At 38.3% G+C, this 14749-nt stretch carries 4 protein-coding genes and 2 pseudogenes; all 6 read right to left on the bottom strand.

What is annotated here, in order from left to right; genetic code table 11:
* Positions 1-18: 18 nt before the first annotated feature.
* Positions 19-7792 (bottom strand): annotated as a pseudogene (locus tag ANSO36C_RS35315) (amino acid adenylation domain-containing protein); the annotation flags it as partial.
* 186 nt (positions 7793-7978) lie between these two features.
* Positions 7979-11199: pseudogene (locus tag ANSO36C_RS27155) on the bottom strand (non-ribosomal peptide synthetase); the annotation flags it as partial.
* A 59-nt stretch (positions 11200-11258) separates the two neighbouring features.
* The gene (locus ANSO36C_RS27150; protein ID WP_251957282.1) at positions 11259-12326 is read right to left on the bottom strand and encodes an HAD-IIIC family phosphatase; all 1068 of its coding nucleotides are present in this window, start codon (positions 12324-12326) and stop codon (positions 11259-11261) included.
* A gap of 72 nt (positions 12327-12398) precedes the next feature.
* Positions 12399-13583 carry an acyl-CoA dehydrogenase family protein gene (locus tag ANSO36C_RS27145; RefSeq protein ID WP_251957281.1) on the bottom strand — a complete coding sequence of 395 codons (1185 nt, stop codon included), beginning with the start codon at positions 13581-13583 and terminating at the stop codon, positions 12399-12401.
* Positions 13584-13606: 23 nt separating this feature from the next.
* Positions 13607-13852: an acyl carrier protein gene (locus ANSO36C_RS27140; RefSeq protein ID WP_251957279.1), complete on the bottom strand. Its 246-nt coding sequence runs from the start codon at positions 13850-13852 to the stop codon at positions 13607-13609.
* A gap of 19 nt (positions 13853-13871) precedes the next feature.
* Positions 13872-14726 (bottom strand): 3-hydroxyacyl-CoA dehydrogenase family protein, encoded by an 855-nt coding sequence (locus ANSO36C_RS27135; RefSeq protein WP_251957278.1) that lies wholly within the window; start codon positions 14724-14726, stop codon positions 13872-13874.
* Positions 14727-14749 lie beyond the last annotated feature (23 nt).

Genomic DNA, 14749 nt, shown 5'->3' with positions numbered 1-14749 from the left:
TTCTATTTGCTGTTTACTGTTGACTAATCTATTTAATGTTTGCCAATCCAGTTTTGCTAGAGGAAAATCAGAAGGAGTGTAGCTTTTAGACTTAAGGGACTGACAGTGAGCAATTAGCGATCGCAATACTTGAACAAAATTGAGAGCTAGGTTTTCGATTGTGCTGGTTTGATGGATATTTTGGCTATATTTCCAGTTCACCTGTAACTGACTTGCAACCACAATCGCGTCAATTTCTAACAAATATTGGCGATTTTCCTGGAGGCTGCTTTCAGAACCGCTAGATTCTGTTGCTGGTTGAAACAGAGACGAATCAGACAATACTTGGTCTATCTGACCTAGATAGTTGAAAATCACCTGGGCTTGAGGAAGTTGTTGTAGCTGGGCGATAATGGAGCGATCGCTACTTAGATAGCGTAGCAAACCGTAACCAATACCACGATTGGGGATTTGGCGGAGTTGTTCCTTTACCATCTTTAAGGTTTCTCCGATGTTGCTATTCTCTTCGACGCTTAACACAATCGGAAATACAGTAGTAAACCAACCAATTGTCCGTGAGATGTCTATGTCTGAAAATATTTCTTCCCTACCATGTCCCTCCAAGTCTAATAAAAGCCTAGTTTGTCCAGTCCATTTAGCAAATACCTGTACAAGTGCTAAGAGCAACGCATCGTTGATTTGAGTTCGGTAAGCAGATGGTACATCTTGCAACAAGGCTCTGGTTTCTTCAGCATTCAAGGTGACTGTCACGCTTGCAGCAGAACTAACTGTATTATCTCCTGCGGGATAATCTACAGGTAAAAATGAGAAGGACTGACGCAGTGTTTGCACCCAATAATCCATTTCTTCTTGTACTGCTGGTGATTGAGCATATTCTTGCAACTGGTAAGCCCATTGTTTGAAAGAAGTGGTTTTTGGTGATAATTTGATTGTTTCACCTCGACTTAACTGTGCGTAAGCTGTTTGCAAATCTTCCAGTAAGATTCGCCAAGAGACTCCATCCACAACCAAGTGATGAATAACAATAAACAAGCGGACTGTGCTGATTAACACCAAGATTAAATAAAGCTACTTGTAGTAATTTTCCAGAAAATAGATTGAGGCTGGCTTGGAGTTCACTGCAAGTCGTAGTTATGGCGGTACTTTGGCTTTCTGGAGGTAATGCAGATAAATCTATGACTGTAATGGGTGCTACAGATTCAAATTCCGTAATTCTTGCTTGCCAACCTAATGATTCTTGGATGAATTGCGATCGTAGTAGGTCGTGGTGTTGTAGCAAAGAATTTGTGACTTGCTCCAGAAAAATTGGATCGAGTGTTTGTTGTACCTCTAATAAAACAGCCTGATTGTAATGATTAGAGTTAGCATTTTCCTCGAAGAACCAGCGTTGGATAGGTGTTAAGGGGAATGAGCCAGTAACTAAACCTTGTTCGGCTAAAATTGTGTGTTAGTACTAGTAACAGTTGCTAGTTCAGCAATAGTTTGATGTTGGAACAATTGTTTGGGTGTGAGGTGCAGTCCTGCTTGATTGGCTTTGGATATTACTTGAAGGCTGAGGATAGAGTCTCCACCCAATGCAAAAAAGTTATCGTGGATGCCAACCTTTTCTACTCTTAAGACTTCTGACCAAATCGCCACTAACTTCTCTTCTATCAGTGTGCGAGGAGCAATAAATTTATCTTCACTACTTTGAGAAAATTCAGGTGTTGGTAAAGCGCGGTAGTCTACCTTGCGGTTGGGAGTCATCGGTATACTTTCCAGCACCATGAACGCTGCCGGAATCATGTAATTCGGTAGTTTCTGCTTGAGGAAATCGCGTAATTCATCGATGGTTGGTGGCGATACTTGAGGTAAAAAATAAGCCACAAGTCGCTTTTGTCCTGGGATATCTTCATGTGCGATCGCCACAGCTTGCGATACTTGTGGGTGTTGTCTCAATACTGTCTCAATTTCGCTCAACTCGATGCGGAAGCCACGAATCTTCACTTGATTGTCAACTCTACCCAAATATTCCAGATTGCCATCGGTGCGGAATCTGACTAAATCCCCAGTTTTGTATAGCTTGAGTGTAGGAGAAGAAACCTCAATAAATTTCTCCGCCGTCAGTTCAGGACGTTGCCAGTATCCTCTTGCTAATCCTGCTCCACCAATATGCAACTCTCCTGGAACTCCAATAGGTAAAGGTTGCAGATATTTATCTAAAACATACACCTGAGCATTGCTGATGGGTCGTCCAATGCTCACAGAGGTAGCTGCTGGGGTTAAGCATTCTAAGGTAGTGACAACTGTTGCTTCTGTCGGTCCGTAACTGTTAAATAATTGCGGCGGTTGGGAAAGATGAGCAACACAACTATACCAATGCTGCACTTTTTCTAGTTGAACTTCTTCACCACCAATAATCACAGTTCTCAAGCCTTCAGGAATGCGTGAATCTCCGGTATTAAGTTCTGCGACTAACTGATGCCAATATGCGGTAGGCAGATCCACAACAGTTAATTGCCATTTTTGGCAACACTGCCAAAAATCTTCGCTGGAGTTGAGCATTTCTTCAGTACGTAACACTAAGGTTGCACCGACGGAAAGACAAGGAAAGATTTCTTCAATAGATGTATCAAAGCAGATTGAGGCAAATTGCAGAACCTTATCGCTAGCATTGATTCCATATTTATCAATGGTAGTAATGACAAAATTCATCACTGAGCGATGTTCAATCATTACCCCCTTAGGTTTACCCGTAGAACCTGAGGTATAAATAATATAGGCCAGATTATTCAGATGAACGTCGCTAATTGGGTTAGCTGTGTTGTGGGTTGCAATTAATGGCCAATCCGTATCTAAAGAAATTGTTTTTCCAGTATAAACAAGCAGTTTATCAAGGAATTGCTCTTGCGTTAGCAAAAAGCCTAGTTCAGTATCTGCGAGAATATCAGCGATTCGCTCTTGAGGATAAGCAGGATCTAAAGGTACATAAGCTCTACCAGCTTTAAGAACTCCCAATAATGCAACAATCATCTCAATAGAGCGATCAACACAAATACCAACTAGCAGGTTTTTATTTACTCCCTGTGAACGTAAATAATGAGCAAGTTGATTAGCTTTGGTGTTGAGTTCTCTGTAAGTTAATTGCTGATTTACTCTTCTCCTGTCGGAGACGCTACGCGAACGAGAAGCAGGGCTTTGCCCGTCTACATAGACGACTGCTACTGCGTCGGGTGTGCGTTCTACCTGCTGTTCAAATAGTTCATGAATACATTTATCGACAGGATAGACAACTTCTGTGTTATTCCATTCTCTTAATAATTGATGCTCAGATGCTGTTAACAGTGGTAGCTGGGATAAACGCTGCTGAGAATTTACCACAATTCCTTCAAGGAGCGTTTCTAAGTGACCAGCCATCCGCCTGATTGTGCTTTCTTGGAATAAGTCTGTATTGTATTCTAAACTTCCGATTAACCCTGACTCTGTTTCCGTCATGTCTAGGCTTAAATCAAATTGAGCAGTACCACTATCACTTTCTAAAATAGTTAAGGTCAAATTCGGCAACTCTAAAGCTGACATCGGTGCATTTTGCAGCACAAACATCACTTGAAATAGCGGTGTATGGCTTAAATCTCGCTGGGGTTGCAGTTCTTCAACTAACAACTCAAACGGTAAATCCTGATGGGCATAAGCTCCCAAAGCAACTTCCCGTACCCGTTTTAGCAGTTCAGCAAAAGTAGGATTACCAGCTAAGTTAGTTCGTAGTACAAGAGTATTGATAAAAACACCAATTAACCCTTCGATTTCTGCGCGGTTGCGATTGGCGATCGGCGAACCGATCGCAATATCTTCGCTACCAGTGTAACGGTATAGTAGGCTTTGGAAAGCTGCCAGCAATGTCATAAACAAGGTGCTTCCCTGTTGCTGGCTTAATTTATTCAGCGCCAGCGAGAGTTGATGCGATAAGTTAAATGAGTAGGTTGCACCCCGGAAAGTTTGAATTGCAGGTCTGGGGTAGTCAGTAGGTAACTCTAATACTTTTGGCGCGTCTGCTAACTGTTTTCGCCAGTAAGCCATTTGAGTTTCTAACACTTCTCCTTGCAGCCATTGTCGTTGCCAAGCTGCAAAGTCAACATATTGTATTGGTAGCGGAGGTAATGGTGATAGAAGTTCTCCGTTACAAAAAGCTTCATAAAGGGTTGCTAACTCCTGTACTAATATACCTGTTGACCAACCATCAGAAACGATGTGCTGCATTGTCAAAAGTACTACGTGCTCTTCTTCGCCAAGACGTAATAGTTTTACCCTGAGCAGTAAGTCTTTTTTCAGGTCAAAAGGTGTTTGGGCTTCTTGTAAAGCTTGTTGTTTGACTTCCGCTTCGAGTTGATTTGCTGGTAGGTTGCTAATATCAAATATTGTTAATATGAAAGGTGCAGCTTCACTAATAACAGCTATGGCTTGCCCTTCTATGGTGTGAAAATTAGTTTGCAACGCTTCATGACGATTGATAATTTCGTTAAAACTTTGTTGCAATACTTCTACATTCAATTGTCCCTGGAGATGAACAGCAATGGGAATATTGTAAGATGCACTGTTTGGTTCTAATTCGGCAAGGAACCACAATCTTTGTTGTGCAAATGATAATGGTAAATGTGGCGATCGCTCAATTGGTTCAATCTTTGTTAATTCAACTCCCAAGTTAGCTTTGGAGGCTTTTTCAATATCTTTAGCTAACCCAGCTATTGTTGGTTTTTCAAAGATGCGACGTAAAGGCAGTTCTATTTGAAAGACTTGTCGTATTTGAGCAACTAGACGAGTTGCTAGTAAGGAGTGTCCTCCCAAATTAAAGAAATTATGATGAATGCCTATATTTTCAATTCCTAATATCTCTGTCCAGATATTTACTAGCATTTCTTCAATTGCTGTTGAAGGCGCAATAAAATCTGATTGGGATAATAACTTGTGTTGCTTCTGGTGCTGGTAATGCCCGCCGATCTAACTTTCCATTAGGTGTTATTGGCAATGCTTCTAGTGCGACAAAAGCAGCAGGTATCATGTATTCAGGAAGCTTCTGCTCTAGAAATTCACGTAAGTCTAGGGCTAATTGACTGTGTTGATTTATTTGAGCAACTTGGGAATTATGTACAAAGTATGCAACCAAGCGTTGATCACCAGGAACATCTTCTTTTGAAATGACCACAGCTTCACTCACATCTGGATACTGCTTGATAACTGCTTCAATTTCTCCTAATTCAATGCGGAAGCCACGAAGCTTAATTTGATAATCTAGTCTTCCTAAAAATTCAATATTACCATCTGCTAAATATTTGGCTTTGTCGCCAGTTTTATATAATCTTTTTTCCCCATTCCAGATAATGAATTTCTCTTTTGTTAAATCTGGTCGATGCAAATAACCTTCGGCTAATCCTACGCCGCCGATATATAATTCTCCTGGAATACCAACAGGAACTGGTTGTAGATAGGGGTCTAATATATAAATTTCTGTGTTCGCAAACGGACGACCGATTGGGACTAGTCCGTTCTCAGATAAGTTAACTTCTGTAAATTCAAAATATGTACTATCAATAGTAGCTTCTGTGACTCCATAGGAATTAATCAAGCGTGTTTGCTCACCACAAAAACGTTGAAATTCTTGATATTCTTTGACATATAAGGTATCTGAACCAACTACTAGCAAGCGCATGAAGTGAAGATTTTGCCCAGTTCTTTCTAGATATTGAACCAAATTCTTCAATACAACGGGAACAAACTCGGCACTATCAACTTTTTCTGCGAGCATTAGTTGATATAAATTTTCTGCTTCTAAAAGCCATTCACGAGGACACAAGACTAACTTAGCACCACTACAGAGAGCGCGAATTAAATCTCCTGAAAAGACATCAAATGCAAAACTTGCCATTTGCAAATGACTAGTTAGAGAATCGAGTTGATAGGCTTTTGCCCAAGCATAAAATTTATTTACTAAACTGTGATGGGCGATCGCTACTCCTTTAGATTTGCCTGTAGAACCAGAGGTATAAATTACATAGGCTAAATCATCTGGGCTGCTGTAAGTGTCTGGATTTAGCTGGCTTTGTTGAGAAATTATCTCCCAGTCCCTATCTAAACAAACTACAGGGACATTCTCAATTGGTAAGCTTGATACTAAGCTTTGTTGAGTCAGCAATACTGAAACTTGTGAATTACTCAGCATGAAACTCAAGCGTTCTTCTGGATAAGCAGGATCTAAAGGTACATAAGCTCCACCAGCTTTGAGAACTCCCAATAAGGCGACAATCATTTCAACAGACCGTTCTACACAAATACCAACTAGTACGTTTTGGTTTACTCCTAATGAATGTAAGTAATGTGCTAGTTGATTGGCTTTGCTATTTAATTCTTGATAGGTTAGTCGCTGTTGTTGAAATACTACCGCTACTGCATTTGGTGTCCGTTCTACCTGAGTAGTAAATAGTTCATGAATACATTTATCTATAGGATAAGAAACTTTGGTATCGTTCCACTCCCGTAATAATTGATGCTGTTCAGATACCGTTAACAGTGGTAACTGGGATAAACGTTGCTGTGGATTTGCCACAATTGCCTCAAGCAACGTTTCTAAGTGACCAGCCATCCGTTTGATTGTGCTTTCTTGGAATAAATCTGTATTGTATTCTAAACTTCCGATTAACCCTGACTCTGTTTTGGTCATGTCTAGGCTTAAATCAAATTTAGCAGTACCACTATCGCTTTCTAATAAACTCAAAGTCAAATTCGGCAACTCTAAAGCTGACATCGGCGCATTTTGCAGCACAAACATCACTTGAAATAGTGGTGTATGGCTTAGATATCGCTGGGGTTGCAGTTCTTCAACCAACAATTCAAAAGGTAAATCCTGATGGGCATAAGCTCCTAAAGCAACTTCCCTTACCCGTTTTAGTAGTTCAGAAAAAGTGGTATTTTCTGCTAAGTTAGTTCGTAGCACAAGGGTATTGATAAATAATCCAATCAGCCCTTCTAGCTCTGCTCGGTTGCGGCTACCAATTGGCGAACCAACAGCAATATCTTCGCTACCAGTGTAACGATATAGTAAGGTTTTGAAAGCTGCCAGCAATGTCATAAACAAGGTGCTTCCCTGTTGCTGACTCAACTGATTTAAAGCTACAGATAGCTGTTGGGGTAGCTCAAAAGTATAGGTTGCACCTCGGAAGCTTTGAATCGCCGGACGGGGAAAATCTATTGGTAACTCTAATAATTTTGGTGCGCCTTCTAACTGTTTTCGCCAATAAGATATCTGCGATTCTAGCCTTTCTCCTTGCAACCATTGCCGTTGCCAAGCTGCAAAATCAACATATTGAATGGGTAACTCTGCTAATGGTGCAGGTTGTCCCTCACAAAAAGCTTGATACAGAGTGGCAAATTCACGCATTAAAATATCTGTTGACCAAGCATCAGAAGCGATGTGATGCATTGTCAAAAGTAATATATGTTCTTGTTCGCTCAGGCGTAGTAATTTGACTCGCAGTAAAAAACCTTCGTTTAAATCAAAAGCCTGTTGCGCTTCTTCTCTTGCTTGTTGTTGAACTTGTAATTCCTGTTGATTTGCCAGCAAATTACTAATATTTAATATTGGTAATTGTACTGCTGCTGGTGGTAAGATAACCGCCACAGGTTGCCCTTCTATTGTGTGAAAATTAGTTCGTAAAGCTTCGTGACGGCGTAAAATCTCATTGAAACTTTGTTGGAACGCTTTTACATTCAGTTGTCCCTGTAAACGCACGGCACTGGGCATATTATAGGAAGAACTGTGCATTTCAAACTGAGCTAAAAACCAGAACCCCTGTTGAGTAAATGATAATGGTAAATGTGGCGATCGCTCAATTGGTTCAATCTTTGTTAATTCAACTCCCAAGTTAGCTTTGGAGGCTTTTTCAATATCTTTAGCTAACCCAGCTATTGTTGGTTTTTCAAAGATGCGACGTAAAGGCAGTTCTATTTGAAAGACTTGTCGTATTTGAGCAACTAGACGAGTTGCTAGTAAGGAGTGTCCTCCCAAATTAAAGAAATTATGATGAATGCCTATATTTTCAATTCCTAATATCTCTGTCCAGATATTTACTAGCATTTCTTCAATTGCTGTTGAAGGCGCAATAAAATCTGATTGGGATAATAACTGTGTTGCTTCTGGTGCTGGTAATGCCCGCCGATCTAACTTTCCATTAGGTGTTATTGGCAATGCTTCTAGTGCGACAAAAGCAGCAGGTATCATGTATTCAGGAAGCTTCTGCTCTAGAAATTCACGTAAGTCTAGGGCTAATTGACTGTGTTGATTTATTTGAGCAACTTGGGAATTATGTACAAAGTATGCAACCAAGCGTTGATCACCAGGAACATCTTCTTTTGAAATGACCACAGCTTCACTCCCATCTGGATACTGCTTGATAACTGCTTCAATTTCTCCTAATTCAATGCGGAAGCCACGAAGCTTAATTTGATAATCTAGTCTTCCTAAAAATTCAATATTACCATCTGCTAAATATTTGGCTTTGTCGCCAGTTTTATATAATCTTTTTTCCCCATTCCAGATAATGAATTTCTCTTTTGTTAAATCTGGTCGATGCAAATAACCTTCGGCTAATCCTACGCCGCCGATATATAATTCTCCTGGAATACCAACAGGAACTGGTTGTAGATAGGGGTCTAATATATAAATTTCTGTGTTCGCAAACGGACGACCGATTGGGACTAGTCCGTTCTCAGATAAGTTAACTTCTGTAAATTCAAAATATGTACTATCAATAGTAGCTTCTGTGACTCCATAGGAATTAATCAAGCGTGTTTGCTCACCACAAAAACGTTGAAATTCTTGATATTCTTTGACATATAAGGTATCTGAACCAACTACTAGCAAGCGCATGAAGTGAAGATTTTGCCCAGTTCTTTCTAGATATTGAACCAAATTCTTCAATACAACGGGAACAAACTCGGCACTATCAACTTTTCTGCGAGCATTAGTTGATATAAATTTTCTGCTTCTAAAAGCCATTCACGAGGACACAAGACTAACTTAGCACCACTACAGAGAGCGCGAATTAAATCTCCTGAAAAGACATCAAATGCAAAACTTGCCATTTGCAAATGACTAGTTAGAGAATCGAGTTGATAGGCTTTTGCCCAAGCATAAAATTTATTTACTAAACTGTGATGGGCGATCGCTACTCCTTTAGATTTGCCTGTAGAACCAGAGGTATAAATTACATAGGCTAAATCATCTGGGCTGCTGTAAGTGTCTGGATTTAGCTGGCTTTGTTGAGAAATTATCTCCCAGTCCCTATCTAAACAAACTACAGGGACATTCTCAATTGGTAAGCTTGATACTAAGCTTTGTTGAGTCAGCAATACTGAAACTTGTGAATTACTCAGCATGAAACTCAAGCGTTCTTCTGGATAAGCAGGATCTAAAGGTACATAAGCTCCACCAGCTTTGAGAACTCCCAATAAGGCGACAATCATTTCAACAGACCGTTCTACACAAATACCAACTAGTACGTTTTGGTTTACTCCTAATGAACGTAAATAATGGGCGAGTTGATTGGCTTTGTGGTTTAATTCTTGATAGGTTAGTCGCTGTTGTTGAGATATTACCGCTACTGCATTTGGTGTTTTGTTTACACAGTTATCAAATAACTGATGAATACACTGATTTTGTGGATACTCAACTTGGTTATTGTTCCACTTCCGCAGCAAATCATTTTCTGCGGCTTTTGTTAGAAGAGGTAATGAGGCTATTGGCTGCTTTGGATTAGCAATAATTCCTGCTAGCAAAGTTTGGAAATGTTCTGCTATGTGGGTAATAGTATTTGCATCAAACAAATCACTGCTGTATTCAAATGTACCTATCAGTTCCTCTTGCCGTTCTACCATATCCAGGCTTAAGTCAAACTGAGAGGTTGCACTCTCAGCCTCTGATATGGTCAAAGTTAGTTCCCCTATTTCTAAAGCTGGCATGGGGCTGTTATTTAGGGCAAACCATACTTGAAAAATGGGGTTATGGCTGAGGTTACGTTCTGGCTGAATTTCTTCTACTAACTGCTCAAACGGTAAATCCTGGTGAGTATAAGCGTCTAATGTCGTCTCTTTAACTCTTGCTAATAAATCTAGAAAACTAGGATTATCACTGACATCAGTTCGCAACACTAAAGTATTGACAAAAAAACCGATTAGTTTTTCAATTTGAGGAAGATTGCGGTTAGCGATCGCAGTCCCAATAATGATGTCATTTTCTTGACTATAACGATAAAGCAGTATTTTAAAAGCAGTCAGCAAGGTCATAAATAAAGTAGCACCTGCTTGCTGACTGAGCATTTTCAGTGCAGTAGTTAAATATTTAGGAATGGTAAAACAATAATTGTTCCCCTTGTAAGATTGCACCGCAGGGCGAGGATAATCTGTTGGGAGTTGTAATACTGGTAGAGCGCCTCCTAATTGTCGCTTCCAGTAATTTTTTTGTGCAGTGAGGGCTTCTCCTTGCAAGTATTCTTGTTGCCAAATAGCAAAGTCTCCATACTGAATTGGTAGTTCAGGTAATGATAAAACCTTATCATCACAAAAATCTTGATATAGTGTTGCTAATTCATATATCAATACACCTATAGACCAACCATCAGAAACAATATGGTGCATTATAAATAATAATATATGTTCCTCTGGATTTAGCCGCAGTAACTTCACTCTTAATAACAAGTCACGGCTGAGATCAAAAGGATGTTGTGCTTCTTGAGATGCTAGCTTTTGTACTTCTGCTGCTTGTTGATTTATAGATAATTCACTAATATCCAATACTGGTAACAGTAATGACTTTGTGGGATAAATAAATGCTACAGGTTTATCTTCTATAGTTTTAAAATTACATCGCAAAGCTTCATGACGGTTGATAATTTCTTGAAAACTATCTTGCAGAGCCTTAAAATTTAATTTTCCTTTTAGACTAGCTACAGCAGACACATTATAGAAAGGGTTATCTGGCTCTAACTGTGCAAGAAACCATAACCGTTGTTGAGCAAAAGACAAAGGAACAGGATTATCCTGCGAACGACGGGGAATAAATTTTTGTTGATTATCTGCCTTTAATTCACCCCGCAAGCGTTTTTCTAAAAGTGCTTGTTTTGCAGGTGATAACTGAGAACGTCTAATACAAATGTCATTTTTTTTGTTATTCATAGTAATATCTTGATAATTTTTAAAATCTGGAATGTTTCTTATTCATTACCTCTAAAAAATTAACTAGCCTGAAATTTAATATATGAAGGTACAGGCTGAATCCGCGTTAAATCATTTTCCATAACTATCAAGTCGTCATTTTTGCCAATTTCTTTAAATCCAGCAAACTTATAGGATATATACATCATGCGATTACGATTATTGGATACAAATTCTGCTAAGAGGCGGACATTATTGCTTTTAGCTAAACTCATCACATAATTCAACATGATTGTTCCCACGCCTCTGGACATAACGCGACAAGACATCAGTAAAAGCTTTATTTTCCAAACGTCAGCTTGGCATTCAATTAGTAATAAACCAATTTTCCCGTAGCTTCCATACTTATCTTCTAGACTAGCAATTAGCAGTTTATGGTTTTCGGAAGTGCGAAAATGATTGAGTTCATTATAGGAATATGTGTAACCAGTTGTATTTAATTGGTTAGTGCGTAAAGTTAATTCTTCTGCACGTTGTAAATCTTCTTCTTCTGCCAAAGATATAGTGAAATTCATGTTAAGGGTAGCCAAGAATTCGTCTGTCGTTCCGACAAAATCTTTCTCCGCATTTTGACGATAAATATCGCTAAGATACATTAATCTTCTTATGCGTGAATCTTCTGTAAGAAAACGGGGATTCATCACAGGCATATCTAGAATATTGCCGATTTCATCAGCATTTATACAAAGAATTTCTGATGCAGAAAATTTGACTTCTTCGAGTTCAAATAATTGATCATCAACAAAGGCGATCGCATCTAGACCAATATTCAATAATTTAGCAATCTCTTTCACAGAAGACGCTTTAGAATTCCAATTGATTTGTGGGTATAGAAAATATTCTTTTAACCCATATTCTTCTAATTTAACTATTGCTGCTGCATAATCATTTTTGCTAGCAATAGATTGTAATATACCACGATTATCTAAAGTATGAATAATATTTATTATGTCTTTCCGCAAGGAAACTTTCTCATCTTCTAATAATACTCCATGCCATAAAGTATTATCTAAATCCCAAACTATGCATTTAATAACCTTTTTATCTTCTTGCTGACTATTTATGTCTTGCTCTGGAGTAATAATCATAGTTAAGTTTTTCAATTTTCCAACTATACAGTTAATTCAATAATTTGAAAATATATAGGTGATTACTATATATTAAAGTTTTTCTGTTAACTTTCTTTCCCAACCAGGAGAAACGCTGGAAATAAAATAATCTTGATATGCTGACTCGGCAATAGTAATTTCTTGAATTTGAGTACTACCTTCAATAATTTCCATAATCTTAGAATCTCGTAAATACCGTTCCACGGGATACTCACTACTACAGCCATTTCCACCATGAATTTGTACAGCATCATTAGCTATTTTGTTGGCTGCTGTAGATGCAAAATACTTGGCAACAGAAGTCTCTATAATCGAGTTAGGATGGCTAATATCTTTGAGATAACCAGCTTGATAACATAACAATCTTGCTGCTTTGATATTAACTATCATCTGAGTAATTTTTTGGCGAATTAATTGATGTTCTTTGAGATATACATCAAATTGTTTGCGATCGCTAGTATACTTGATGCAAGCTTCTAAACAAGCTTGAGCAATACCTACACAACCAGATGCGACACTATATCTACCATAATCAAGTGCAGAAGCAGCAATGTAAGAAAATCCAAAACCTAATTTACCTACTAAATTTTTTTCAGAAATTTGACAGTTATTAAACTGCAATTCTGCTAGCATTGAAGCTCTAGTACCTAATATACCAGACATTGGTTTTATTGAAAAGCCTGGATTATTTTTTTCAACTAAGAAAGCAGTCGGTTTACCCTCGCATTTAGCAAACACCAAAAATATATCTGCTATTTGTCCATAGGTAATCCATTTTTTTTGCCCATTTAAAATATAAGCATCTCCCACAAATGTTGCTGTTGTTTCTACACTTTTAGCATCGCTACCTACATTGGGTTCGCTTAATGCAAAAGCAGCTATAATTTCTCCCAGTGCAAGTTTAGGAAGCCAATAGTCTTTTTGAGTTTTATTTCCCCATTTGCATAAAGCCTGGGAAACCATGTTATGAACTGTGAGCAAACTCCGTACAGAAGAACATCCCCGTCCAATTTCTTCGTTGAGAATACCGAAAGTAATCATGTCCATTCCTTTACCAGCATATTCTATTGGTAATATGGCACCCAGGAAACCACGTTGAGCAATTTTTTTGATTAGTTTAGGAGGAGTAAATTCTTTCTTATCCCATTCACTAGCATGAGGATATATTTCCTCATTTACAAAAGCTCTAATTTCAGCTTGATAATTCTTTTGTTGCGAAGTTAGTTCTATTCTCATAATACTATTTTTGTCATAGATTACTATACGGGCAGAGCAGTTTTACGCTCAATTAGATTGGTGATAGAGTTAATTGTCCGAAAGTTATCAAATTCCAAGTCTTCGTTTTCAATGCTGATTTGAAACTCTTGCTCTATAAATAAAACAAGTTGCATGGCAAACATGGAATTAACAAATCCTAAAGCAAAAATATCTTCATCAGCTTGCAAATCATGATTACCAAAAAATCTGGAAAGAAAAGCTTTAATTTTGGTCTTAATTTCGTTCATTGTGATTAATGATTCCTATTTATTGATAAGCATAAAAACCTTTGCCATTTTTCCTACCATACAATCCCGCATCCACCATTTTTTTAAGTAAAGGGCACGGTCTATATTTACTATCGTTAAAGCTTTCGTACAAAACTTCGATAGAAAATAAAATCGTGTCTAACCCAATCAAATCTGCTGTTTCTAAAGGCCCCATTTTGTGACCAAAACAGCCTTTAAAGATTTTATCTATATCTTCTGCGGTTGCAACTTGGTCTTGCAACAGAAAAACAGCTTCGTTAATAGTTAGCATTAAAACGCGGTTAGAGACAAAACCAGGTGAATCATTAACAAGTATGCACTCTTTACCCATTTGAGATAGCATTTTTTTGGCTATCTCAATTGTTGTCTCTGACGTATGGTAGCCGCGAATCATCTCTACCATTGGCTTCATTGGTACAGGATTCATAAAGTGAATCCCCACAACTTTATCGGCACGTTTGGTAGCCGAAGCAATGCGAGTAATAGGAATTGCTGAGGTGTTAGCGGCAAATATACAATCTGCTGAACAGATAGGATCAATCAAAGCGTATACTTGTTTTTTAGTATCCCATTTTTCGGTAACATTTTCTATAACAAACTCTACATTTTCTAAAAATTTGTAGTTTGTAGAAAATTCTATTCTATGAAGGACTTCTTCTAGATTTTCTGGTTGGTCTTTTCTCTGAAAGAAAGATTGAAAGCGAATATTATTCTTGATTTCTTGTTTGGCTTTATCGAGAATTTCTTCTTTAATATCTACTAAAATTACATCATGACCTGTTTGTGCAAGGTTTTGGGCGACTCCTATCCCCATGACACCTGCACCAACAACACCAACAGTTTTTATATTCATAAATTTTATCCGGAAATGAGCAA

It is taken from the genome of Nostoc cf. commune SO-36, assembly GCF_023734775.1.
Taxonomy (GTDB): domain Bacteria; phylum Cyanobacteriota; class Cyanobacteriia; order Cyanobacteriales; family Nostocaceae; genus Nostoc; species Nostoc commune_A.
The sequence above is the reverse complement of the archived record's forward strand: the minus strand, read 5'-3'. Positions and strand labels throughout refer to the sequence as shown.

What these genes read in the sequence shown, in the direction of transcription:
- ANSO36C_RS27135 (WP_251957278.1), bottom strand. Translation starts at nt 14,726, where the DNA reads ATGAATATAAAAACTGTTGGTGTTGTTGGTGCAGGTGTCATGGGGATA.
- ANSO36C_RS27145 (WP_251957281.1), bottom strand. Translation starts at nt 13,583, where the DNA reads ATGAGAATAGAACTAACTTCGCAACAAAAGAATTATCAAGCTGAAATT.
- ANSO36C_RS27140 (WP_251957279.1), bottom strand. Translation starts at nt 13,852, where the DNA reads ATGAACGAAATTAAGACCAAAATTAAAGCTTTTCTTTCCAGATTTTTT.
- ANSO36C_RS27150 (WP_251957282.1), bottom strand. Translation starts at nt 12,326, where the DNA reads ATGATTATTACTCCAGAGCAAGACATAAATAGTCAGCAAGAAGATAAA.